The sequence below is a fragment of the Paenarthrobacter sp. YIM B13468 genome, from assembly GCF_042788025.1.
In the GTDB taxonomy this organism is placed as follows: Bacteria; Actinomycetota; Actinomycetes; order Actinomycetales; family Micrococcaceae; genus Arthrobacter; species Arthrobacter aromaticivorans.
Window position 1 is genome coordinate 269882 of record NZ_JBHZPI010000001.1, and the last position, 23975, is coordinate 293856.

Here is a 23975-nt window from a genome sequence, read left to right on the forward strand (position 1 = left end):
AATCATGGAAAAATCTTCACTGGCCTCAAGGTCACTGCCTTCGCAACTGACCACAACCTCGTCCTCGCATCGATCCCGCCTGCCCGGGAGGTTCGCACGGCTGCCTGAGCTCGCCGGGGCGGGGTTCCTGCCCCTCGGCCTCTTCGCAAGACTCCCTTTGGCAATGCTCACCGTGGGAACACTGACCTTGGTTACAGCAGTGAGTCATTCTTACGCAATCGGTGGCATGGCTGCCGGGGCAGTAGGTATCGGTTCAGCCGCTGGAGCCCCTGTCCTCGGCTCGTTGGCCGATCGCGCCGGCCAACGTGTCGTGTTGCTCGTAGCGGCAGTGGTCAATACCCTGGCCGTTGCCGGCCTCCTTGCCACCGCCTACCTGAGCCCAAGCTATGCCTCTGCGCTGGACGCGACAGGGGTGCTCGTTGCAGGTTTCCTGGCTGGTGCGAGCTGCCCGCAGGTTGGCCCAATGGCCCGTGTTCGCTGGATGGCGCTGACCACCCGGAATTTGTCGACAGCACGCAAGGCCAGTGGTTCCGCCGGAGACGCTGCCGCAGCCAGTGCGCCCGCGAGCGGTAGCCGGAGCGTCGCTGCCAGTCGCGCGGATCTGGACACCGCGCTGTCCTATGAAAGCACCGCTGACGAGATCACTTTCGTGTTAGGACCGGCCCTTGTGGGTATTCTTGCCAGCCTGGTTGCTCCGTGGCTGCCTCTGGCCATGGCGGCGGTCATGACCATTACGCTTGTACCGGCCTTCGCAGTGCACCCCAGCCAGCAATCCGTGGTGCCGGCACTGCGGAAGGCCACGGCCGTCGTCGTGGGAAGCGCGGGTGAACACACAGCCCGACGACGGAACCGCTGGGCGGGCGCCGTAGTGGCCGTTCCGGTGGTGGCCATGGTGTGCATGGGCACCTTTTTTGGTGCGACGCAGAATGCCCTGAGCGCCTTTTCTGCCCAGTACGCAACCGCGGAAATCGCCGGGCTCCTTTACTCCGTGATGGGTTTGAGCTCTGCCGTGGCGGCGTTGTCCGTTGCTTTCTGGCCGCAGCGCTTCAGCCTCGCGGCCAGGTGGGTTGCCGCTGCCCTGGCGATGTCGTTGTTCGCGCTCCTGTTACTGGTTCCCGCCGGAATCTGGCCCATGGTGTTGGTTCTGCTGCTGCTGGGAATCCCCGTGGGACCAGTCATGGTCACGGTGTTCAGCATCGGTGGCGTGGTTGCCCCTACCGGCCGTATTGCTACGGTGATGACGGCCCTGGCCAGCGGGATCGTGGCCGGTACTGCGCTTGGTTCCTACCTTGCCGGGCAGTTGGCGCAGACCCAGGGTCCCGGTGCAGCCTTCGTTGTATCCATGGCTGCGGCAGCAGGCTTGTTGGTACTGGGAGTTCTGACTTATCTGGTCATGAAGCGTCGGCCTCAGTCGTAGTCCAGTGCTCCGGCGAGGGAGCGGGCCATTAACTCCACCAGGCGCATTGACCGTTCTTCGTCGGGGTCGGCCAGATGCTGCATGCTGATGCCGTCTATACCGGAGATGAAGAGGCGGGTGACGTCCTCAAGATTGTGCGGGACTGTCTCGCTGGCGGCATCTGCCGCGCCACGGAACAGCTCCAGGGTTGAACTGACCCAGCCGTCGTACATGGAGCGGTTCATCAGCAGGGCCTGGGGCTGGTCATCGGCCTCGACGCGGAATCGCCGGAGCAAAAGCTCGAAGGTGGTCACCTGCTCATGCGGATTCTCCAGCATGCGCGTCCAGATTCGCCGGGCGTGGGCTCCGATCATATGGCGCAGGCCCAATCCGGGATCAGCGACTGGTTCCAATGCCTTCGCATAATCGCGGCTGAGGAAGTTGTAGACCTCTTCCAGAAGCTCGTCCTTGCTACGGAAACAGTAGTGGAGTGCCGCAAGCGGCGCGTCGGCTTCACTGGCGATCCGGCGCGTTGTAGCCGAGGCGAGCCCATCCTGGGCAATGACCCGTGCCGCAGCCTCAACAAACTGCAGCCGCCTTGCTTCGGCGGGAACCCTGGCCATCCGCGCCCCTTCCTGTCCTCAGTCATATCCGTGATCAGGCACGCCGATCATCGGTCTCATCGATCCTAGGCGCTGTGCGCCCGGGCTGGCTCCTGACAATGCCGTGGAGCCTTTGGAAAGACCCTTGAAAAGAATTTTACCGGAAAACCTAGTCAAGTGACCCAGTCAGGCGACATACTTCTTTTTAGAACGTTGTTGCCTGCATCACATGGGATGCAGTGACCTGAGGAGAACCGATGCAAGAACTTGCCGATCTGGTGATCGTCAATGCCTCGGTCCATACGATGGACCCGGCAAAACCGGACCGGATGTCAGACGCCTTGGCCATCAGGGATGGACGCATTCTGGCACTCGGAAGCACAGACACTGCGAGGGCGATTGGGCCCAACACCGTGGTTGTGGATGCCGCCGGAGGTGCTCTCATTCCCGCAATCAATGACGCCCACCTGCATTTCGTTTCGGCGGCAATGGCGGCATTTGGTTATGTGCGGCTGGATCCATCAATCGCACCGGATTGGGCGGCCGTGGTGGACATCATTAACAGTGCGCCAGCAGGGGAGGACGGCTGGGTTCGTGCCCATGGTTGGGACGAGGCGCTGCTCGGGCCAGCGAGCGGATATTTGCTGGATTGCCGCCCCGGTACCCCGGTGGTTGCGTTCGACAGTACAGGCCATCAACTTCTCGCCAATAGTGAAGCGCTGCGTCGGGCCGGCATCACTGCTACTACGGCAGACATCGACGGTGGCACAGTGATGCGGACCGGCGATGGCAGCCCAACAGGCCTTCTTCAGGACGGCGCCATACAACTGGTCTCAAAGATGATGCCACCGGTACCGAACGCGACGCTTCGCCCTGCGCTGCTGCAATTGCAGGAACAGCTGCACTCGCTGGGCATCGCGTCGCTGACAGATCCGGGCCTGGGCCCTGCCAGTGCCGGACTGATGGACGGTGCGGGCTCGACGGCGGCAGTTGAGTTGCTCGGCGACCTCGCCGCAGCTGGTGAACTGACACTAAGGATCAATGTCCTGATGCTGTTCGCGGGGACCGGGGGAGCCGATGCGAAGGCCATCGACGAGGGCCTGCGAAGCGGACTGGCCAACACCTACGTGAACAGGGGCATCGATCCGGAGCAGCTGCGGATTGCCGGCGTCAAGATATTCGCCGACGGCATTCCGCGCAGCGGTACCGCGTGGATGAGCGAACCATATGGAAACGCCTGCACGCATGGCCACCTGGTGATCCAAGGTGCCAATGACGGCCAAAGGGTCGCCGAACTCCACCGGATACTTCGGCTTATCAACGACGCGGGACTGCAGGCAGGAGTCCATGCAACGGGCGACGCCGCCACATCCGCGGCCGTGGAAGCAATTGTGGCGGCGGCCGATGGATCCGCTGAAGCTGGCTCCAAAGTGGCCGGAAATCGCCACTACATCATCCATGGCGCCTTCACTGACATCGAAACCCTGGCCACCATGGCTTCCCACCACATCGGCTACAGCACCAACCCGCTGATCCGCGAGGAGGCGGGGGACATGATGCGCCAGGTATTGGGCGAGGAACGGTTCTCCCGCCACCAGCCACTGAATTCTGCGCTGGAGGCCGGCGTGCACTTCAACCTGGCCTCCGACGCTCCCGTGACCAGTCCCGACTGGCGCCGGACTGTGGCGGCTGCTGTTCGTCGTGCCACCCGCTCCACGCCAGGCAACCCCGGCGATCCTGAACGGATCACCGGACTCCAAGCGCTCGCCGCTATGACCATAGGCGCAGCTTGGCAAGACCACGCAGAACATTTCAAGGGAGCACTGTCACCTGGAATGGCCGCAGATCTTTGCCTGCTGTCAAACCCCTGGCCGGATGACGAGGAGATCGAGAAGCTCCTCGACGCCGAGGTCAGGCTCACCCTGAGCGGTGGCCGCATAGTCCACCAATCCAACAGCTAGAACAATCCCCTCCGTTCCAACCATTTCGCGATTCAAGGAGCACCACATGCGACGCAGTTTTCCTTTGGCACTGGCCGCAGTCCTGTCCATGGCACTTGCCGCCTGCGGCGGCGGGTCAGGCCCGGCTTCCACCCCGGCCGCTGACGGCACCACCACACTGAAGGTGGGTACCATCGGTATCGGCTCCGATGCCGCGATCCAGCTCGCCATCAACAAGGGCTACTTCAAGGAACAGGGCATCAACGTCGAGACTTCCGTTATTGCCAACCCGCCCGCCGGCATTGCGGCTGCCCAAAGCGGCCAGATCGATCTCACCTATACACCCTCCATCCCGCTGCTGAATGCGCTGAGCCAGAACGTGCCACTGAAGATCATCGCTGCTGCTGATGGCTATAAAGACGGCGCAGGGAAATCCACCGACCTCAACAGGGTCGATGACACGGGGCTCCTGGTCCAGAAGGCATCGTCGATCTCCCGGCCAAAAGACCTTGAAGGCAAGAGCGTCAGCGTCCCTGCCCGCAAGGCACAACTGGAAGTCACCGTCAGCAAGCTCGTCAAGGACGACGGCGGCGATCCCGCGAAGGTGAACTGGATGGTCCTGGATCCTTCATCGGCCCTTCAATCCCTGAACTCGGGACGCGTCGATGCAGCGTCGCTCGTTGCACCTTTCACGTCGAAGGCGATGTCCGAGGGCAACAGGCTGCTGGCATCGCCGGGCGTCGAATTCTTTGAACAGGGCGCAATCGGCCTCTGGGTTTCGGGTGCCAACACCGTGAAATCCAAGGAGAAGGCCTTGCAGGGTTTCAAGGCAGCCATCCAAAAGGCCAATGCCTACGCCAACGCCCACATCGAAGAGGCACAGCAACTCAGCGCCGAGATCACCAAGACCCCGCTGGACGTCGTCAAATCAGGAGCAGTGAACTACTGGCCTGAGGACGTCCGCACGGAGGACATTGAAAGGGCCAACGAGAACCTTGCGGACCTCGGTTTCCTGAGTGCACCCGTGAAGCTGCCGGGCGATCTTGTCTTCGGAAAGTAGGCGCGAACCGAACATGGGAGGCTCATCATGAAAGGGTCCATCCGCCCATTGACCTTCAGTGCGCTGGGCATTGCGGCAGTGCTGGTCATCTGGCAGGTCCTTGCCGAGGCAAAGGTGGCAGGAAATGCCCTGCCGCCAGCCACCACTGTTTTCAGCACACTGGCAACCATCCTGGGGACGGCTACGTTCTGGTCCTCGTTGGGAGCCACGATCGGGATCGCCCTGCTGGCGCTGGCTTTGTCTGCGGTGGCAGGCGTCATCCTGGGCCTGCTTGTCGGGACTTTTGAGACCGTCAGGTTCGCTACGTTGGCGATGCTGGAATTCCTGAAGCCCGTTCCGCCCATCGTCATTCTTCCCTTGGCGGTGCTGGTACTGGGCCCAACCGGGGAGATGTCCTTGTTCCTGGTGGTGTTCGGCTGCCTCCTCCCGATCGTCATGCAGACTGTCGACGGAGTCCAGAGCACTGATCCCGTAGCCAGGGACACTGCCCGGTCCTACGGCATGCGCGAGCCCGAAATCCTGGCCCGCGTGGTCCTGCCCAGCGCCATGCCTTACATCGGAACCGCCATGCGGGTTGCTGCCCCGGCCGCCTTGGTGGTCACAGTGGTAGCGGGTCTGCTCGGCGGTGGCCCGGGCCTGGGCCAAAGCATTTACCAAGCCCAGGCGGCCGGTGATTACGCCAGCCTCTACGGCATGGTGATCGTCCTGGGCGTTCTGGGCCTCCTGTTCCAAGGTGCCACGCGGCTGGCCGAGCGCCGTGTCCTGCACTGGCATGAGTCCTACCGTGAAGTGATGCCGTGATGAGAAACCCCACAATGAGAAATTGGTTGATCGGCGCCGGAGCGCCCGTGCTGTTGTTGGTGGCTTGGTGGTTCCTGTCCGAGAGCTCACTCGACCCCTTCTTCCCGCCGTTGCGCACCATCGTTGGCCGGTTCCAGGAGCTCTGGCTCTTTGAGCACTTCCAGTCAGATGTGCTGCTGAGCCTGGGAAACCTGTTCCTGGGATTTGCCATCGCAGCCTTTGCGGGGATTGCCATCGGGTTCGTGACGGCTCTTGTTCCCCCGGTTCGCTGGATGGTGGATCCGTTGATCCACTTCCTTCGGGGAATACCTCCGGTTGCCCTGGTGCCGATCTTCATCTCCCTCATTGGATTCGGCACCCAGATGCGCGTGACCAGCATAGCGCTGGCAGCGCTGTTCCCAACGATGATCGCCACCGTGGACGGTATCCGTGGGGTGGGCAACGACCTCATGGACGTGGCGAGGGTCTATAGGCTGACCCGGAGGGAGCGCGTCCTGAACATCCTGCTTCCCGCGGCCGCGCCGCAAATCTTCTCCGGCTTGCAGGTCAGCCTGCAGGTTGCCTTCATCGTGATGATCGCCAGCGAGATGCTGGGCAGTTCCCAAGGCATTGGAGCCATGACGCTGCTCGCGCAGCAGAGCTTCATGACAGCGGACATGTGGGCCGGGATCCTGCTCCTGGGCGTCATCGGATTCCTTGTCAATGTCCTCTTCAGCCTGCTCAGACGCAAGGTCCTGTCCTGGTACATCGGCTCCCGGCGCATGGCGCGTGCAGCATGAGCATCCGACAGGCCCCGAGCCTTTCCACCCGAAACAGAAAGTCCGCCATGGCACAGCAACCAGAAACCCGCATTAACGCGACCACCCCACGGTTGGACGTGGCTCACCTGGCCAAGAGCTACGGGAGTGGGGAAAAATCCCATGCAGTCATCGAAGACCTCACTTTCACCGTGGATGCCGGCGAGGTTGTCTGCATCGTCGGTCCCTCCGGCGTCGGAAAGACGACCCTCCTGAAATGCCTGGCCGGGCTTCATCCGGCCAGCAGCGGACGGGCGGCCATCGATGGCCGCCCCATCAGTGGCCCACCGCCGGAAATGGCGCTGGTTTTCCAGGACTACAACCGTTCGCTCATGCCGTGGCTGACGGTCAGGAAGAACCTCGTTCTTCCTTTGCGGCACCTCAAGTTGCCCGCAGCGGAACTGAAAGAACGCTGCGACAGCGCACTGGCCGCCGTCGGGCTTTCCCACGCCGACAACCAATACCCGTGGCAGTTGTCCGGCGGCATGCAGCAGCGTGTGGCGATTGCCCGTGCCCTCGCATACCGGCCGGAGATCCTTATCATGGACGAGCCCTTCGCTTCTGTGGACGCACAGACACGCTTCGACCTCGAAGACCTGTGCCTGAAGATCAGGAAGGACTTCAACATGACCATTCTGGTGGTGACTCATGACATCGACGAAGCCGTCTATCTGGCAGACCGCGTTGTGGTCCTGGGCTCCAAGCCGGCCCGCGTCCTGAATATCGTCGGCGTCGACCTACCGGCTCCGCGCGACCAGATCACCACGCGCTCGCTTCCGGAGTTCGCACGCCAGCGCACGGAAGTGCTGTCCCTCATCAAGAGGCCGGTATGACGCGGGAGCGCGGCAGTGCCGCCAAGGGCAGGCCCAACGTCCTGTTCTTCATCGCGGACCAGTTGCGGGCCGACCACTTGGGCTTCGGTGGCAATCAGGTCGTCCGGACGCCCAACCTTGATGCGCTCGCAGCCCGAAGCGTGGTATTCGAGAATGCGACGGTGGCGAACCCTACCTGCATGCCCAACAGGGCCAGCTTGATGACTGGCCGGTGGCCCTCGGCGCACGGGACGCGCTGCAACGGAATTACGTTGGATCCGTTGACGCAGACTGTTCCCGGATCCTTGGCAGCGGGCGGTTACCGCACTGTGGGAGTAGGAAAACTGCACCACCAAAACATGGGGTGGGAGTTTGAGCCGCACCAGGCCAAGGAGATCCGGAGCACCGATCCGATGCTCCTGGATCCAACAGTTGGTGACGCCCGCCGGCAAGGCTACGCTCCCGGTTGGGATCAGTGGGAGAACCGCGAGGCGCACGATAAACGCTTCATCGGGCTCCCTGCCGACTATTACGGCTACCAACACGTGGACCTCGTCATTGGTCATGGGGACCGGCCCGGAGGCCACTATGTGCATTGGGCCAGGGAACGTGGCGTCGACCCCGAAACGCTGGGAGGTGCAGGCAACTCCGCCAGCCGGTATGGCGGATGGGACCAGGTGTACCAGACAGCCATTCCCCCTGAAATGCATCCCACCAGCTATGTGGGCGAGAAGGCAATTGAGCATCTGAAGGACGCGGCGGGCCAGGACCAGCCCTTCTTCATGTTTGTCTCATTCCCTGATCCCCACCACCCCTTTTCACCCCCGGCAGGCTACGCGGACCTCTACGATCCTGGTGCGTTGCCCCTGCCGCTGGGTTTCGACCAGGATCACTCGGCGTCTCCGGCGCATATCCAGGCAATGATGGAACACCGGGGCCATCCGAACCCGGACCCCACCATGACCTGGGCAGCAACAGAGGAACAATACAGGCACGCGGCGGCGGCACAATACGGCCTGATCACTATGATGGACGAGCACATCGGCCGAATCCTGGACGAGCTTGATCGCCAAGGCCTCGCCGAGGACACCATCATCGTTTTCACCAGTGACCACGGAGACTTGTTTGGCGACCACGGCCTCATGCTCAAACACTTTGTCCACTACCGTGCGGTGACGAATGTTCCCTTGATCGTGCACGTTCCGGGCACCCCGGCGGCCCGCACCCAGGCCCTCGTTTCCAGTGCCGATCTGGCACCAACCTTGCTCGAGCTCACTGGTTCGACGTCCTACCGGGGCATCCAGGGCCGCTCCCTGGTTCCTCTGCTGCAAGGATCTGCGCAGAGGCACCGGGACGCTTTGCTGGTGGAGGAAGAGCAGCCATTCGGACTCGATGGTCTCCCCGGGCCGGTGAGGATGCGGACCGTCATTACAGCAGAGGGCAGGCTGACGCTTTACTTCGGTACCGACGTCGCCGAACTGTACGATCACCGCACAGACCCCGGCGAACTGCTCAACCGGGCAGGTGATCCTGCCTTCGCCGGGTTGGAGGGGCGCCTGCTGTGGGCAATGCTGAACGAGATGGCTGCTGTGGCAGATGAAGGCACAGCTCCGACGGCGGCAGCCTAGTCATTTGCCCGGCATTCCACGGTCAGTGGCTGTTGCGATAGCCGGTGGGGGAGTTCCCGAAGGCGGCCCTGAAGATCCGGCTGAAGTGGGCTGCGTCAGTGAATCCCCACCGCGCCGCAATGGCCGTGACGGGCCGGTCTGCCAGGACCGGGTCCAGGAGGTCGCGCCTGCAGCGTTCGAGCCTGCGCTGCCGGATGGATGCGGCCACGGTGGTCCCGATCTCCTGGAAAAGATCGTGCAAGTGCCGGGTGGAGATGTAGTGGGCGGCGGCTATGGTTCCCGGGGAAAGTTCGGGGTCGCCCAGATTGGCCTCGATGTAGTCGTGGATACGGCCCAGCAAGAGAAGGTGGGGGTCGCGGCCTGTCTCGATGAGTTGGTCGAGTTCACCGTTGAACAGGGTAGTGACCAGGTCCAGTGCGTTATGGACCAGACGCAGGCCATTTGCCCCTGAAAGGGCTTCGAGGTTATCGGCCAGCCTTACCAGGAAGGGGCTGATGAGTTCGCCGAGGCCCTCGTCCCCGGGAATCCGCAGGGCCGTTACGTGGCCCATGGCTTCGGCCGGCAAGTCGAGCAGGACGTGCGGGAACATCAGCACCAAAGTGCGGAAGTCGTCGTCGAACGTTAGTTGGTAAGGGCGGGAAGTGTCGTAGATGGAGAGGTCCCCGGGACCGAGCACCGCTTCGCGTTCGTCCTGAACCAGTCGGCCAGTCCCGGAGAGCTGGATGCTGAGCTTGAAGAAGCGTCCAGTGGACTTGGCGATCAACTCAGGCGTTCGCAGGACCGTATGGGGACCAGCTGTTACTTCGACCACGGAAATTTGACCCAGGACACGGGCTCGCATTGTCCCGTGGAAGGCGAGCTCTTTAGGGCCCTTGGCCAGCAACGGCACGAAGGATGCTGAGATGGCCCGGCTCCATTCCTGGAACGAATCCGCCACAACTGTGTGCACGGTTGCGGGGCCGGTATCAGCCGCGACGGTCATCAAGGTCCCTTTCAATGCCCGCCGTACCTGATGGCGCCGGTACAGAATGCCACCGGCGCGGACGTGAGCTTGCCCACGATTCTACACCGGGGGACTTTGCGGGGCTGTGCTTGCGTGCACCGACAAACACCTTGCCGTGTGAGACAAGTCACGCAATGCCTTGGCGGAGGAAGATTGCGGAATGACCGACACCGTGCCGCGCAAATCTCCGTCGGCACCGAGGCAGGAGCACACTATGAGCGTGGATAACCCCGTCAAGGGCATGATCGCTGGAGCCGCAGATACCAAGAGGCGTCTTGGGGTACCAGCCGTGACCTTCATGATTATTGCGGCCTCGGCGCCGCTGACAGTCCTTGCAGGTGGAGTAACCACCACTTTCGCCGTAACCGGGGTAACAGGCGTTCCGCTTTCGTTCTTGATTCTCGGCGGCATCCTGGGTCTCTTCGCGGTCGGCTATGCGGCCATGAGCCGTTACGTCACCAACGCGGGCGCCTTCTACGCCTACATTGCCCAAGGCATTTCCAGGCCGGCCGGTGTGGGAGCATCGCTGGTCGCGTTGATGGCCTACAACCTGATGCAGGTGGGCATTTATGGGCTCTTCGGCTTCACCGTTTCCTCACTGCTCTCGGCAAGGCTGGGCATCAGCGTTCCGTGGTGGATCCCAGTGCTGGTGTGCATCGCAATTGTTGGTTGGTTGGGCGTCAACCGGGTTGACCTCTCGGCAAAGGTGCTGGGCGTCCTGGTGGCTCTGGAGTTCCTGGTGGTCATCGTTTACGACGTCATCAGCCTGGCCGTGGCACCTGAAGGAGTCACTGCAGCATCGTTCAGCCCGGAGAGCCTCTTCGTGCCCGGCATTGGCGCAGTCCTTTCCTTTGGAATCGCTGCCTTCATGGGCTTCGAATCGGCCGCCATCTATGGCGAGGAGTCCAAGGATCCCAAGCGGACCGTTGCCAGGGCCACCTTCGCGGCTGTCGCAATCATCGCCTTGTTCTATGCTGCCTCGGCTTGGGCAATGACCGTGGGCGCGGGCCCATCCGCAGTCATTGAAACAGCCACTAGCAGTGGCCCGGACATGATCTTCGCTTTCCTGGGTACCAACGGGGGCGTGCTCTTGAGCGATATAGCGCAGATCCTTTTCGTGACCAGCCTTTTCGCAGCACTGGTCAGCTTCCACAACGCTGTGGCCCGATACTTCTTTTCGCTCGGCCGGGAGCGCGTCATCCCGCCGTTCTTCGCAGCTGTCCGCACAGGGAGCGGAGCACCTTTCGCGGGGTCGCTGGCGCAATCGGCGATTGCCGTCGTCGTGACCGTTGCCTTCGCAATCGCGGGATCGGGTTCGGAACTTGGTGAACTGTACCCAGTACTGACCATGTTTACCTGGCTGACCAACAGCGGCGCCATGGGGCTGGTCCTGCTCATGACCGTAGTGTCCGTTGCCGTGATCGGCTTCTTCCACCGGAAGCCGCACGGGGCCAGCCTGTGGGTACGGGTTGTTGCGCCTGGCCTTGGCTTTGTACTCCTGGCGATAGTGTTTGTCCTCATCCTTGCCAACTTCAACGTCCTGCTCGGTCAGAAGGAATCGACGGCGGCAACATTTGTCCTACCGCTGGTGGTGCTGCTGCCGGGTCTGCTGGGGATCGTGTGGGGGCTGCGCCTGCGGCGCTCGCAGCCTGGGCTTTATGCCCGGATCGGCCACGGCTCGGAAGACTGAAACTGCTTCGAACACCGAAACCGCAGGAAAGGAGAGGAAGCCCCCGGCAACTGCCGGGGGCTTCCTCTCCTTTCCGCTGCGGCTGTATATCCAGCCGACCAGTTAGAGCGAGGGGTCGAGTTCCGGAGTGTGGTGGGTGATGCTGATCAACCGGCCGTGGGCGCCGAACGTGAAATGCACGGGCTTGGTGCCAGCCTCATCCCAACCGAAAAGGCTGCCATGTGAGCGGATTGCTTTGGGGCTCCGATGATCGGCTATGGTCACAGAGCCGCACGGGATGACCTTTTCGCGCCAGGTAAAGACGAAAATACCGGGCCGGATTTCGAAGACGGTATTGGAATCGGTGTCTGCGAGGCCGCGCTCCGGTCCGGCGAGGCACTGCCAGGTGTACCAGGTAGGGCTGAGATAGATGTGTTCGTAGGCGTGGGCATCGCTGTACACCCATTCGACGCGCCGGCCGATCAGGGCCGTGCTTTCGGCGATTGGTGCTCCTTTGACGGTGAAGCCATCCAGGGTCCCTGCGCGGAAATCGTGGTGGACTGCGGTTGATCCTTGGGAGCCGCCGCCCAGCAAAGCGCCGATGTAGAGTGCACGGCCGTTGGAGAGATCGAGGATCAGGGATACGGCGAAGCCCTGCTCCACCGGACTCTGCCATTGGGCGTAGTAGAGTTCCTCGGCTACGAGGAAAGCCTCATAGGGTGCCGTCCCGTTGCGTCCCGCCGCAGCCCACTGCACTTCTTCGTCATCGAAGCTGAAATTCATGGGCACGCCATCGCTGCGGACAGTAAATTCCCGTCCCGCAAGGTCCTGGACGGTGGGGGCTTTGTTGGCATCGAAGCCGGGCGCCAAACCGTCCAGGGGCAGCCAGTTGGAGGTATCAAGAAGATTCAGGCTCATGGGTTCCTTCTCAGTGCTCGAGAACAAGAAGGACAGGAGATTCCTGTCCTTCTTCGAGTATTGGCTTCCCTTGGCTGCGCGTCTTGTGCCGTGAGGCAGGGCAATTGACCCAGAAAGAATGCTTGCCCTGTGGAGGAGGGGTTCAGGCCAGCTGGCCCTCGATCCGTATGGCGCTGGCAGCCAACTCCTTACCCACGGCGTCGGCGTCCTGGTCCAGGCGGATATAGACGACGGCGATTGCGGCCGGCCGTCCGCCGGGGACGTGGATGGGAGCGGCGATTGATGACAACCCAGCGATCACTTCGTCGTGGCTGGTGGCGTAGCCGATCCGTCGGGCTTCGTGCGCTTCGGGGCGGTAGGGGATACCTGCTCCTACTTGGCGCCAACGGTCCTCGGTCATGGTCGACTGGATGGCGATACCGGGTGCGCCAATACCGATGGGGTGGCGGCTTCCCGGATGTTGGGCGAGTGCGGCGCCTGAATGCCGGGGTTCCACGGTGACCAGGGTGACGCATTCCTGGTGGTCCCAAACAGTCAGGAAGGCGGTCATGTGCAGGGTATTCGCCAGCTGGGTGAGCTCTGGCAGGGCAGCTGTTTGCAGGTTGCGCGAGACGCCACGTGCCAGCACGGCCAGTCCGGGGCCCGGCTGGACGCGGCCTGAATCGTCCCTGATCAACAGCGAATGGTCCTCCAACGTTCGGAGGATGCGGTAGGCAACAGAGCGGTGCACCCCGAGGGCTTCTGCGAGTTCGGCGATGCTGAGCGGGCGTTCGGCTTCGGCAAGGATTTCCAGTGCGCGGATTCCCCGCGAGAGGGTTTGCGACGGCGGGGCTTGGGTTGCTGCTTCCTGCGGACTTTTGACGTCGCTGCGGGGACTCATGCGAACCATCCTATGTTGGCGGGTGTCGGCATGCGGCGGTCAACTCTTGTGTTGCACGCCACATCAGGCCATCGTTCCATATACGAATAGACTATTCAACTATAGAACAATGCTGCTCATGAGCCCCACATTTCTCGTCATGCCGAGATAAATGCTGTGCGCTGGGTCACGGTATGTAGTAGTCTTTCCTAACTGACCGTTCTGTCGGTTAATGCAAGTCACGCGCCGACCAGTCACTCACCCCTGGAGTTCCAATGACCGCACCTTCCACTGTCGACTCCGCGTCGGGCCCAAGCAGTAAGCGCGAAGAGCGCCGGGTCCTGGCCGGGACTTTGGTCGGCACCACCATCGAGTGGTACGACTTCTTTATCTTTGCCCAGCTCACGGCGACGCTGTTGTCGCCGCTGTTCCTGACTCCGCTGGAAAAATCGAACCCTGGCGTGGCGCAAATTCTGTCCTTCGCCACCATCGGCATCAGCTTTCTCTTCCGGCCATTGGGGGCCTTCGTTGCCGGACACCTCGGCGACAGGCTGGGACGCAAGGCAGTCCTGGTCATGACGCTTGTCATGATGGGGGCGGCGACGGCCCTGATCGGCGTGCTGCCTACCTACGGGACAATCGGCCTTTGGGCCCCGATTCTGCTGATCACCCTGCGGGTGGTCCAGGGCTTCTCTGCCGGTGGCGAGTGGGGCGGCGCCGCCCTGATGGCTGTGGAGCACGCTCCGATCACCAAGCGCGGACTCTTCGGTGCTTACCCGCAGATCGGTGTGCCCATTGGCATGATCCTGGCAACCGGCCTCCTGTTCTTCCTGCAGTCGGGCATGTCAAAGGAAGACTTTGCCGCCTGGGGTTGGCGCGTACCGTTCCTGCTCTCCGTGGTTCTGATCGTGGTGGGCTACCTCATTCGCCGCGCAGTCGGGGAAAGCCCCGTCTTTAAGGAAATCGCGCAGCGCAAGGCGGAAAGCAAGGCGCCTCTGAGCGAGCTGTTCCGGAATAACAAGAAGGAGGTCATCCTCGCGGCACTGATCTTCATCGCCAACAACGCCGCAGGCTACCTGTTGATCGCCTTCTTTATCTCCTACGCCACCAAGGCACTTAAGATGCCAGCGCCGCAGGTCCTTCTCGCCACCACGGTTGCCTCCTTTGGGTGGCTCATCTTCACCATGGTGGGAGGCTGGCTTTCGGACAAGATTGGCCGCGTAAAGACGTTCCTGCTCGGTTACGGGCTGGTGTTCGCGTGGATGATCCCCATGTTTGCCTTAATCGATTCCAAGGACATCCTGCTGTACGGAACAGCTTTGTTCGTCCTCACCATTGGGCTTGGCTTGTCCTATGGGCCCATGTCAGCCATGTATGCCGAGATGTTCCCTGCACACGTCCGCTACTCGGGAATCTCCATCGGCTACGCCCTGGGCGCCATTCTCGGCGGTGCCTTCGCTCCTTTGATCGCCCAGGCTTTGTTGGATGCCACCAAGTGGTCCGGATCAGTGGGCCTGTACATCATGGGCCTGTGCATCATCTCAGCGGTGGGCGTGATTCTTGCAAAGGAAACCAAGGGCCGTCCCCTCGGCTTCAGCGTTCATCACTAGGCCAACAACAGATCCAGTCAGCAACGAATTAGGTCTCCAGGTGGGCGCGGTTGTGAAACCGGGCCCACCTGGAGCGTAAGCAACTATTTCGCCCTCGGGGCGCCTGCGCCTTCCAGTTGCTCCACGACGTCGTCGTCCGTCAACTGTTCAAAACGGTCATAAAACGCGCCAACAGCATGGAATTTGCCTGGCGTGTGCAGTGCCATCATGAAGTCGCAGACCCGTGCCAAGGATGTTGCAGCTTCCAGCGAAGCCACGGGAACGGCGGCGATCACCGTGCGAGCACCTGATGCCCGCACGGCCTCCACGGCAGCACGCATCGTGGCGCCCGTGGCCAGGCCATCGTCCACCAGAATGACGGTCCTACCTCGAAGGTCGTTCTCGATTCCCGGGTATTGCCTGGCGCGCCTAAGTAGTTCGGCGCGTTCATGTGCCTCTACTGCATCCAAAGCAGCTTGGCTGATGCCATGGGCCAGGACGTGTTCCTTGAGCGGCTTGTTGACGATGCGGACGACGTCGCCCTGGCACCACGCAAGTGCGCCGTAGGCAGTCTCCTCGCGGCCAGGTATCCCCAGTTTGCGGACCAAAATGGTACCGAAGGGCAGGTACAACGCGGAGGCGGCCGCAACAGCCAGGGGGACACCTCCGCGGGCCAGGCCAAGGACGATCGTGTCTGGCCGTTCCCTGAACTGGGGGAGTCCTTCGGCCAGGCGCCGGCCGGCTTCCGCCCGGTCCTTGAAACGTATGCCCATTTGCCCCACTTCCACGTAATTTGGCTGCTTCCAGCCTACCGTTCAATGCTTGCCGGGTGAGGCATCCGCTGGAAGCATGGGCTTGTGAACAAGCCCATTGGATATTGGATCAAGAGGCTCGACGCCGCGCTGGAACTCCAACTCGATGCCACCCTGGCCCGGGTCAAGCTGAGCCGGCGGCAGTGGCAGACCCTGGCCACTTTGGCAGAGGGAACGGTCCGTCCGGATGAGCTGGATGAGATCCTGCGCCCATTCTGGGGCAATGACACGCGTCTGCGGGAGCGGGAGCTTGCCTCGTTGGTGGGCAGGGGCATGATCACCATGATTGATGACCGCCTGGCACTCAGCGAACTCGGCCGGGAAAAATACCACGAGGCCCTCCGCTATGTGGAAGCCGCCCGCCAGGACCTATCCATGGGCATAGGGATCGATGAATATGCCATGGCGTTGAGCGTCCTGGAACGAATGAGCCTTAACGCGGAACGGTTGATCCGCTAGCGCCAGCCGGAGCCATCGCTACACGCCAAGGAATTCGATGGCAGCCTCCTTAAAAGCCCTGCTAGTGATCACGTTCGTGTGGGTGCGTCCCGGGACTACAAGAGTCTCCACCAAGGCCCCCCGCTTGCCGGCGAGGTGCGCGAGTTCGGGCATGGTGGCCGCCCGATCGTCCTTTTCGCCGGCAACCAAAAGGATGGGCACGTGCGGTGCAGCTTCATCGGGGTCGAACGGCTCACCCTTGATTGCCTCGATGAGCGAAAGCAACGCGAACAGGTCATTGCTGGGCAATAGTTGTGCCATCTTCAGCAGCCCGGCGGTGGACTCGTCCCCAATGGGTGTGCCATCAGCCAAGTACCGCTGTGCGGCAACGAGGTCGAAAGCGGCCAACGGATCTGCCGAGCTGGGTCCGCCCAGGACTATCCGGTGAACCAGGTCCGGCTGGGTTGCGGCGAACTCCCAAGCCAGTCGGGATCCCAAGGAGTAGCCCACGATGTCCAGCCCCGTGGAAGGATCGCCGTCGCGCAATGGCCGCGCGCCGGCGTCGGTGGCGATCTGGAGGAGGTCCGCACGGATCCGGCTGGGCGTGTACGAGTCCAGGTCCTCGGGGGAGTGGCTCCTGCCGTGGCCTGGCAGGTCCACGGTAATGACCCGGCGTCCGGCGTCCTGGAGGGCCGTGATCCAGCCGCTGTCCGCCCAATTTAGTTTGCTGGATGAGGAAAAACCGTGGATCAGCAGGACCGGGCGGAGGCCGGCGTCGGTGGCTGGCTCATGGACTTCCACGAACAAACCAGGGTCTGTTCCCTCCACGGTGTGCCTTTGCTGTTCCACGGTGTGCCTGCCGGTCATCATGTCAGTCCTCATCGAGTACGGCGCTCAGGCGGACCCGGCGCTTGGGTGCTTCGTCTTTCGGAACAGTGCCCACGATTCCGGCGGTGTCGTCCGGTACCTCGAACACGATCAACGGTTCGCCGACGTTGATGGTCTGGCCCGGCGCCCCGTGAATACGCACCACTTTACCCGCCTGGGGGCTGGGCAATTCGAGCGCTGACTTGCTGGTTTCCAGCTCCACAATGGGCTGGTTGCGTTCCACCTGCTGGCCCGGGGACACGAGCCAATCCAGGACGGTCGCTTCGATGAGGCCTTCGCCCAGATCGGGGAGCGGGAAGGAAAGTTCAGCCACGGCGGTACTCCAGTACGCGTTGGATCCCAAAGAGGATGCGGTCGATGTTGGGAATGTATTCGTCCTCCAGGTCACCGGAGGGATAAGGCACGTCGAATCCGGTAACCCGTTCCACCGGCGCCTTGAGCGTTGAGAAACAGCTCTGCGTGATGAGTTGGGCGACTTCGGCGCCAAGGCCTGAGGTCAAGGGGGCTTCGTGGACGACGACGGCGCGCCGCGTCTTCCCGACGGACCTCGCCAGGGCTTCGGCGTCGATTGGTTTCAGCCAGCGCAGGTCCAGGACTTCGACGTCGATGCCGTCTTCTGCTGCCAGTTCGGCAACCTGGAGGCACCGTGCCACCATGGCGCCCCAAGCGACGAGTGTCAGGTGACGGCCTTCCCGCGCAACGCGTGCGCCGGTGAGGCTACCGCCGTCGTCCATGCCGCCGTCGCGCGTTTCCCCGTGGGGAGTCGCAGTGCTGACGTCCACCGGACCTTTCTGCCAGTAGCGGGACTTTGGCTCCATGAAGATGACGGGATCCGGCCGCGTGGCTGCGTACTTGAGGAGGTGATATGCGTCGTGTGGGGTGGAGGGCGAAACCACTTTGAGGCCGGGAACGTGCGCAAACAGAGCTTCAAGGCTTTCACCGTGGTGTTCCGGAGCGCGGATTCCTCCGAAGCTGGGAACCCTGAGTGTGATGGGCATCGGGAGCGTGCCGCGGCTGCGGTAGTTCATCCGGGCGATTTGGCACACGATCTGGTTGATGGCCGGGTAAGCGAAGCCGTCGAACTGTACTTCGGGAATGGGGTGGAAGCCCGCCATTGCCAGTCCTACCGACATGCCAAGGATGGCGGACTCAGCTAGTGGGGTGTCGAAGACCCGTTCTTCGCCATGCTTGGCCTGAAGGCCGTCGGTAATACGGAAAACGCCGCCCAAGCGGCCGCAGTCCTCGCCAAAGATGACCGTTTTGGGATGGTCGGCCAGGATCTCGTCAAGCGCGCGGTTCAGTGCCTGCTGCATGGAAAGGTGCAGGACGGGTTCAGTCTCCATCGTGACCGGCCCGGGAGCGAACGATAGTGCTGTGGCTGCCTCAGACATGTTCGGACTCCTTGCGCCACGCAGTGGCCTGGGATTGAAGGGTGGGCGTTGGTTCCTGGAAAACGAGGCTGAACATCTCGGCACCGGGACGGGGCCCAAGTGCTTCGATACCCGTGCGAACGGCTTCCTCTTCGTCCTGGGCCTGCTGCTGTGCGCGGGCGAAGAATGCGGTATCCGCAACGCCCTCGGAGAGCAGGCGCTGCTTGAATCGTTCAAGGGGATCCTCACCCGCGCTCAGGCGTTCCTCTTCCAGGGTGCGGTATCGTCCGGGGTCGTCCGCCGTGGAGTGGGGTCCGCGGCGGTAGGTCATGGCTTCGATCACCACAGGCCCGTTACCGGCACGGCAATGCGCGAAAGCCGAGCGCGTTGCCTCATGGACAGCGACGACGTCGTTCCCGTCCACCTGCAGGGAAGGAATTCCGTATCCGGCGGCGCGTGCAGCGACTGAGCCGCCGGCAACCTGGCGCTCCGTAGGGACGGAGATTGCCCAGCCGTTGTTCTGGATGAAGAAGACCACTGGCGCCTTCATCACAGCAGCAAAGTTCATGGCCTCGTGGACATCGCCCTGGGAGGATGCTCCGTCACCGAAGTACGTCATGGCAACGCCGCGTTCGCCGTCGGGCTTTCCGGAGACGGTCTGGCCGTGGGCCCAGCCAACAGCATGCAATACCGATCCCGCCACTACGGCCTGGATAGGAGCGAAGCGGGATTCCAGCGGGTTGTACATTCCGCCGTGCCACGTGGCTTTGTGTGTGGACATGTAGCCCACCATGTCCAGGCCCATTGCCCGGGCTACGCCCATCTCGCGATAGGTGGGGAACACGAAGTCGCGGGTCCGGTCAACGGCATATCCGCTGCCTACCTGCGCGGCTTCCTGGCCCAGCTGGGGCGCGTAGCCGGGAATGATGCCCTGGCGTTGCCAGGCGACGGCTGCGGTGTCCAGGTGGCGGACGGAAGCCATCAGGGAATAGAGCTCACGCAGCTGTTCGTGCGTAAGCGGCGCCGCATCCTCATCGACGGCGGCGAGCACGGGTTTCGTTGTCATGGCTGTGACACTAGTCACCAACAATAGGGGTGCGCAATCAGCTCAGCTTCAACGAAACACTTTGTACAATTTGGATACGCAAAGAGGTCCTGTGCAAAACAAAATGCACAGGACCTCTTGATTTCAATGAGCAGGCGGCTACTTGCTCCGCAGTGGCTGCTTGCCGGCCTTCGCCTTGGCGTTGAGGAAGCATCCAGCGGCGATAACCAGGATCAGGATGAACGTACCGATCAGCTGGCCGGCGCTCTCAGGGTTGGCAAAGCCCACCAAGAGGATGATGGCCAACAGGACGATCCCGACGACCGTAAGGACCGGGAAACCCTTCATCCGCAGCGGCAGCTCGGTGCCTTCGCGGTCGGCCCTGCGGCGCAGGATGAACTGCGAGACCAAAGCAGTGCCCCACACCACCAGGCAGGTGGACCCCACAAGGTTCAGGAGCGCCGGCAGTACGTGCTCGGGGAAGAGCAGTTCCAGGACGGTTGCGATGAAGCCGAACGCAACCGAAATTCCGACGGCGGCCACAGGCACCTTGGAGCCGTTCAGCTTGGACAGGAAGCCCGGGGCCTCGCCGCGCTCCGACAGGGAGAAGATCATTCTTGAGGCGCCGTACAGGTTGGCGTTCAAGGCCGAAAGCAGGGCAACGACGGCCACCAGCGTAATGGCGGCACCGGCCCCAGGAATTCCTGCGAGGTCCAGTACGCCCGCGAACGGGGACTTCAGTCCTTCGGAGCCAACGGGAAGAGCCGCCGCAATGACGAATACCGAGCCGATGTAGAAGACCAGGATTCGCCAGACAACAGTGCGGATGGCCTTGCCGACGCTGTGCGCGGGGTTCTCGGTTTCAGCGGCGGCGACGCTGACGATTTCCGTTCCACCGAAGGCGAAGATCACCACGAACAGAGCAGCTGCGATGCCGCCGATTCCGTTGGGGGCGAAGTCCCCGAAGGTGGACAGGCCGGGTGAGGCAACGTTGGGCAGCCAGCCGAACAGTAGAGCGGCGCCGATGAGGAGGAAGATGACGATTGCCGCAACCTTAAGGATGGCGAACCAGAATTCGAACTCGCCAAAATTCCGGACGCCCACGAGGTTGATGCCGGTGAACGCCACCATGAACACCAGGGCGAGCACCCACACTGGAACCACCGGCCACACGGTGAAGAGCAGGCCTGCCGCGCCAAGGGCTTCGGCCGCGATGACCACCACCAGCTGCAGCCACCAGAGCCAGCCAATGGTGCCGCCAGCGGTCTTGCCCATGGCTTTTTCGGCGTAGACGGAGAATGCTCCGCTGTTGGGGTTTGCGGCCGCCATTTCGCCGAGGGCCCACATGACCAGGATGATCAGGGTTCCCGCCACGAGGTAGGAGATCAGGACCGCCGGGCCGGCAGCCTGGATGCCTGCGCCGGAGCCGAGGAAGAGGCCTGCTCCGATGGCGCTTCCGAGCCCCATCATGGTGAGTTGGCGTGGCTTAAGTGAATGGCCAAGGCCGGAAGTTGGCGCAGGAGCCGCGATGGACTTCGTTGTCATACGTGTCTACCTTCTATGGATTTCATACTCGGTGTAGCGAGCCGGCCTCTTGGGCTGAGCAAGCTGGGCGTCGACGACGCAGCAAGAGCCGTGGAATAATTCTCGCAGTTTGTAAGATACATCACTTTTTGCTGTGGCGATGTGATGGGTAAGAATCCCCGGGGACAGGAACTTTGATGCTGGTTGATGCACTTGATGCAAAAATTGTACGTTTCTTCACGGATTCGCCGAGGTCCTCTGTGTTGGAAGCATCCCGCGTGCTGAGGGTTGCCAGGGCTACGGTGCAGTCCCGGATTGACCGAATGATCGAGAACGGAGTGATCGGGTCCTGGGTTCCCCAGCCTGATCCGGCCAACTTCGGCTTCCCCGTGGTGGCGTTCTGTTCGGTCACCATTACCCAGGAGATCGGTCACGACGCCATTATCCAGAGCCTTAGCGCCATCCCGGAGATCATTGAAGTGCACACCGTGACGGGAAATTCCGATTTGATGGTTCGCATTGCAGCACGCTCAAATCCTGATATGCAGCGGGTGCTGGACGCGATGATCGCCACCAAATCCGTGGTCCGTTGTTCGTCCGTCATAGTGCTCAACAGCCACATCCAGGGCCGGACCCTGCCACTGATGGAAGCCGCCGCCAAGTCAGTGTGACGCAGGGCATTTTGCCAAGGGGCTGCAGAGTCGTACCATTAGTTCTAGTCAAGATGACTTTAACTAAGATTCCAGGGTGGAGAGAAGATCTCCAGACGGCGATGAAGCGAGGTGAACGCCGTGAATCCGATATCGGCGAACGTTGCTGAACGCCGCCTGGCGCCGCCGTCGTTGGCAATCTCAACGGTGATTTTCGCCCTCCGCCCCAGCGAAACATCCGGCCGTCCCACCCTATGGCTGCCACTGGTCCGCAGAATCCGTGAACCATATAAAGACATGTGGGCGCTGCCAGGCGGACCCTTGGCGCACGATGAATCTCTCCAGGATGCAGCATCGCGCAACCTTCGCGACACCACGGGCCTGGTGCCGCAATACCTTGAACAGCTCTACGCCTTCGGCGGCCTGCATCGCTCGCCCAGCCAGCGAGTGGTATCCATCGTTTACTGGGCACTCGTCCAGCCAACCGAAGCGGCCCTCGCAGACGAATCGGAAAATGTGCGGTGGTTCCGGGCTGACAGGCTCGGCGAACTCGCCTTCGACCACAACGCGATTGTGGATTACGCGCTCTGGCGCCTCCGCAACAAGATGGCCTACGGGTCCATCGCCTACCACCTGCTGGGAGAGTTCTTCACTCTCGCGCAGGTCCGTGAAGTCTACGAAGCCGTGCTGGACCGCCAGCTGGATCCGGCAAACTTCCGCCGTCATATCAAAGCCACACCGGACATTGAAGAGACCGGTGAATACCTGCAGGGCGGAAAACACCGTCCGCCACGCCTCTACCGCTTCACCGGCACGCCCGGTCTCGGGCCAGATAACAGGAGTACACCATGAGCAGCGTCAATACTGCCGTCCAGCTGATCACGCGCGAGGAAGCCGAGAAGGGCCTTTCCCGCGCAGGATCCACCTGCAGCCCGGCCCTGGCCAAAGGGCCCTGGGAGTATGACCTTGCCGAGGCAATTGCCGGTGCCCCCGCTTACGGACCGGGAGCCTCCAGCAGCGACGTCGCTCCCAAGGAGACGCCGCGGCAGGGACAGCTCCCGGAGGAGTACAAGCGGGCGACGGACGCTGAACTTGATGCCCGTATCCGGGCTGCCAAAAAGACGCTCGGGGACCGTGCCGTGATCCTGGGCCACTTCTACCAGCGTGACGAAGTCATCCAGTATGCCGACTTCGTGGGTGACTCTTTCCAGCTCGCCAATGCTGCGCTGACCAAGCCCGACGCCGAAGCCATCATCTTCTGCGGCGTCCACTTCATGGCAGAGACTGCGGATATCCTTTCCACGCCCGAACAGGCAGTCATCCTGCCCAACCTGGCGGCCGGCTGCTCCATGGCGGACATGGCTGATGAGGACTCCGTAGAGGAATGCTGGGAACAGCTCGAAGAAATCTTCGGCACGGACACCGACGCCCAGGGCCGCGTTCCGGTCATCCCCGTCACCTACATGAACTCCTCTGCTGCACTGAAGGCCTTCTGTGGCCGCAACGGCGGAATTGTTTGCACTTCCTCCAACGCGAAGGTGGTCCTGGAATGGGCCTTCGAGCGTGGGCAGCGCGTCCTGTTCTTCCCCGACCAGCACCTGGGCCGCAACACCGCAAAGGCCCTGGGCGTCCCCTTGGAGCAGATGCCGATGTGGAACCCCCGCAAGGAACTGGGCGGCAATGACGAACAAACATTGTTGGACTCCCGCGTCATCCTCTGGCACGGCTTCTGCTCGGTGCACAAGCGCTTCAACGTGGGCCAGATCGAAAAAGCCCGCCTCGACTTCCCCGGCGTCAACGTGATCGTGCACCCCGAATGCCCCATGGAAGTTGTGGATGCTGCCGATTCCGCAGGGTCCACCGACTTCATCAAGAAGGCGATCGCTGCAGCTACCGAGCCCACCACCTTCGCCATCGGTACAGAGATCAACATGGTGAACCGGCTCGCCGCGGAAAACCCACAGCACACGATCTTCTGCCTGGATCCCGTTATCTGCCCCTGCTCCACCATGTACCGCATCCACCCTGGTTACCTCGCCTGGGTGCTTGAGGAACTCGTCGAAGGACGCATCGTCAACCGCATCACCGTGGATGACACCGTGCAGGACAACGCCAAAATTGCGCTGGAGCGCATGCTGGCGGCCAAGCCTGCCTAACCGCTACCAACACCGGTC

23 protein-coding genes are annotated in these 23975 nt (G+C 62.1%); 13 read left to right on the forward strand and 10 right to left on the reverse strand.

The window, feature by feature from the left end:
• Positions 1-4: 4 nt before the first annotated feature.
• Positions 5-1417 (forward strand): MFS transporter, encoded by a 1413-nt coding sequence (locus ACFX4T_RS01235; protein ID WP_377650524.1) that lies wholly within the window; start codon positions 5-7, stop codon positions 1415-1417.
• On the opposite strand, the gene ACFX4T_RS01240 is transcribed toward ACFX4T_RS01235, so the two are convergent.
• A complete protein-coding gene (locus ACFX4T_RS01240) occupies positions 1408-2019 on the reverse strand; it encodes a TetR/AcrR family transcriptional regulator (RefSeq protein WP_377650525.1) in 612 nt (203 codons plus the stop codon). The two genes, ACFX4T_RS01235 and ACFX4T_RS01240, sit on opposite strands and share 10 nt — an antisense overlap.
• 236 nt (positions 2020-2255) lie before the next feature.
• On the opposite strand from ACFX4T_RS01240, the gene ACFX4T_RS01245 reads away from it, so the two are divergent.
• Genes ACFX4T_RS01245 through ACFX4T_RS01270 form a run of 6 tightly spaced genes read left to right on the forward strand, consistent with a single transcriptional unit; the run spans position 2256 to position 9036 of the window.
• Positions 2256-3959 (forward strand): amidohydrolase, encoded by a 1704-nt coding sequence (locus tag ACFX4T_RS01245; RefSeq protein ID WP_377650526.1) that lies wholly within the window; start codon positions 2256-2258, stop codon positions 3957-3959.
• 46 nt (positions 3960-4005) lie between these two features.
• Positions 4006-4998, forward strand: coding sequence for an ABC transporter substrate-binding protein (locus ACFX4T_RS01250; protein ID WP_223946354.1), 993 nt, complete (start codon positions 4006-4008; stop codon positions 4996-4998).
• A 27-nt stretch (positions 4999-5025) separates the two neighbouring features.
• A complete protein-coding gene (locus ACFX4T_RS01255) occupies positions 5026-5799 on the forward strand; it encodes an ABC transporter permease (RefSeq protein ID WP_377650527.1) in 774 nt (257 codons plus the stop codon).
• Entirely contained in the window at positions 5799-6578 is a 780-nt protein-coding gene (locus tag ACFX4T_RS01260; protein ID WP_377650528.1) for an ABC transporter permease, read from the forward strand. The genes ACFX4T_RS01255 and ACFX4T_RS01260 overlap by 1 nt, the downstream gene beginning before the upstream one ends.
• Positions 6575-7429: an ABC transporter ATP-binding protein gene (locus ACFX4T_RS01265; protein WP_377650529.1), complete on the forward strand. Its 855-nt coding sequence runs from the start codon at positions 6575-6577 to the stop codon at positions 7427-7429. Before ACFX4T_RS01260 ends, ACFX4T_RS01265 begins: the two co-directional genes overlap by 4 nt.
• Complete coding sequence (locus ACFX4T_RS01270) at positions 7426-9036, forward strand: sulfatase-like hydrolase/transferase (RefSeq protein ID WP_377650530.1); 1611 nt, start codon at positions 7426-7428, stop codon at positions 9034-9036. Before ACFX4T_RS01265 ends, ACFX4T_RS01270 begins: the two co-directional genes overlap by 4 nt.
• A gap of 22 nt (positions 9037-9058) precedes the next feature.
• Here ACFX4T_RS01270 and ACFX4T_RS01275 read toward each other — a convergent pair whose 3' ends face one another.
• Positions 9059-10018 carry a helix-turn-helix domain-containing protein gene (locus ACFX4T_RS01275; RefSeq protein WP_216923922.1) on the reverse strand — a complete coding sequence of 320 codons (960 nt, stop codon included), beginning with the start codon at positions 10016-10018 and terminating at the stop codon, positions 9059-9061.
• A gap of 235 nt (positions 10019-10253) precedes the next feature.
• Between ACFX4T_RS01275 and ACFX4T_RS01280 the strand changes: the two genes are divergently transcribed.
• On the forward strand, positions 10254-11729 hold the full coding sequence (locus ACFX4T_RS01280; RefSeq protein ID WP_377650531.1) for an APC family permease: 1476 nt from the start codon (positions 10254-10256) through the stop codon (positions 11727-11729).
• A 102-nt stretch (positions 11730-11831) separates the two neighbouring features.
• Here ACFX4T_RS01280 and ACFX4T_RS01285 read toward each other — a convergent pair whose 3' ends face one another.
• Together ACFX4T_RS01285 and ACFX4T_RS01290 are read right to left on the reverse strand one after the other, a co-directional pair.
• Positions 11832-12626, reverse strand: a complete 795-nt coding sequence (locus ACFX4T_RS01285; RefSeq protein WP_377650532.1) for a MoaF C-terminal domain-containing protein — start codon at positions 12624-12626, stop codon at positions 11832-11834.
• Between the two features lie 142 nt (positions 12627-12768).
• Entirely contained in the window at positions 12769-13515 is a 747-nt protein-coding gene (locus ACFX4T_RS01290) for an IclR family transcriptional regulator (RefSeq protein WP_377650533.1), read from the reverse strand.
• Positions 13516-13760: 245 nt separating this feature from the next.
• Between ACFX4T_RS01290 and ACFX4T_RS01295 the strand changes: the two genes are divergently transcribed.
• A complete protein-coding gene (locus tag ACFX4T_RS01295; protein ID WP_377650534.1) occupies positions 13761-15095 on the forward strand; it encodes an MFS transporter in 1335 nt (444 codons plus the stop codon).
• A gap of 83 nt (positions 15096-15178) precedes the next feature.
• On the opposite strand, the gene ACFX4T_RS01300 is transcribed toward ACFX4T_RS01295, so the two are convergent.
• A complete protein-coding gene (locus ACFX4T_RS01300; protein ID WP_377650535.1) occupies positions 15179-15847 on the reverse strand; it encodes a phosphoribosyltransferase in 669 nt (222 codons plus the stop codon).
• An 84-nt stretch (positions 15848-15931) separates the two neighbouring features.
• On the opposite strand from ACFX4T_RS01300, the gene ACFX4T_RS01305 reads away from it, so the two are divergent.
• Positions 15932-16345: a MarR family transcriptional regulator gene (locus ACFX4T_RS01305; protein WP_216923918.1), complete on the forward strand. Its 414-nt coding sequence runs from the start codon at positions 15932-15934 to the stop codon at positions 16343-16345.
• Between the two features lie 18 nt (positions 16346-16363).
• On the opposite strand, the gene ACFX4T_RS01310 is transcribed toward ACFX4T_RS01305, so the two are convergent.
• From ACFX4T_RS01310 to ACFX4T_RS01330, 5 genes are all read right to left on the reverse strand, one after another.
• Positions 16364-17194, reverse strand: coding sequence for an alpha/beta fold hydrolase (locus ACFX4T_RS01310; protein WP_377650536.1), 831 nt, complete (start codon positions 17192-17194; stop codon positions 16364-16366).
• Between the two features lies 1 nt (position 17195).
• Entirely contained in the window at positions 17196-17525 is a 330-nt protein-coding gene (locus ACFX4T_RS01315) for a biotin/lipoyl-containing protein (RefSeq protein WP_216923916.1), read from the reverse strand.
• The gene (locus ACFX4T_RS01320; protein ID WP_377650624.1) at positions 17518-18555 is read right to left on the reverse strand and encodes an alpha-ketoacid dehydrogenase subunit beta; all 1038 of its coding nucleotides are present in this window, start codon (positions 18553-18555) and stop codon (positions 17518-17520) included. Before ACFX4T_RS01320 ends, ACFX4T_RS01315 begins: the two co-directional genes overlap by 8 nt.
• A 40-nt stretch (positions 18556-18595) precedes the next feature.
• Positions 18596-19648 carry a thiamine pyrophosphate-dependent enzyme gene (locus ACFX4T_RS01325; protein WP_377650537.1) on the reverse strand — a complete coding sequence of 351 codons (1053 nt, stop codon included), beginning with the start codon at positions 19646-19648 and terminating at the stop codon, positions 18596-18598.
• A 138-nt stretch (positions 19649-19786) separates the two neighbouring features.
• Positions 19787-21172: an amino acid permease gene (locus tag ACFX4T_RS01330; protein ID WP_377650538.1), complete on the reverse strand. Its 1386-nt coding sequence runs from the start codon at positions 21170-21172 to the stop codon at positions 19787-19789.
• Positions 21173-21348: 176 nt separating this feature from the next.
• Here ACFX4T_RS01330 and ACFX4T_RS01335 point away from each other — a divergent pair, with 176 nt between their 5' ends.
• The 3 genes from ACFX4T_RS01335 to nadA all read left to right on the forward strand — a co-directional run bounded on the left by ACFX4T_RS01335 (position 21349) and on the right by nadA (position 23957).
• Positions 21349-21822, forward strand: a complete 474-nt coding sequence (locus ACFX4T_RS01335) for an Lrp/AsnC family transcriptional regulator (RefSeq protein WP_216923913.1) — start codon at positions 21349-21351, stop codon at positions 21820-21822.
• Between the two features lie 111 nt (positions 21823-21933).
• Positions 21934-22653: an NUDIX domain-containing protein gene (locus ACFX4T_RS01340; RefSeq protein WP_216923912.1), complete on the forward strand. Its 720-nt coding sequence runs from the start codon at positions 21934-21936 to the stop codon at positions 22651-22653.
• Positions 22650-23957, forward strand: a complete 1308-nt coding sequence (gene nadA, locus ACFX4T_RS01345) for a quinolinate synthase NadA (protein ID WP_377650539.1) — start codon at positions 22650-22652, stop codon at positions 23955-23957. Before ACFX4T_RS01340 ends, nadA begins: the two co-directional genes overlap by 4 nt.
• The last annotated feature ends 18 nt before the right edge of the window (positions 23958-23975 follow it).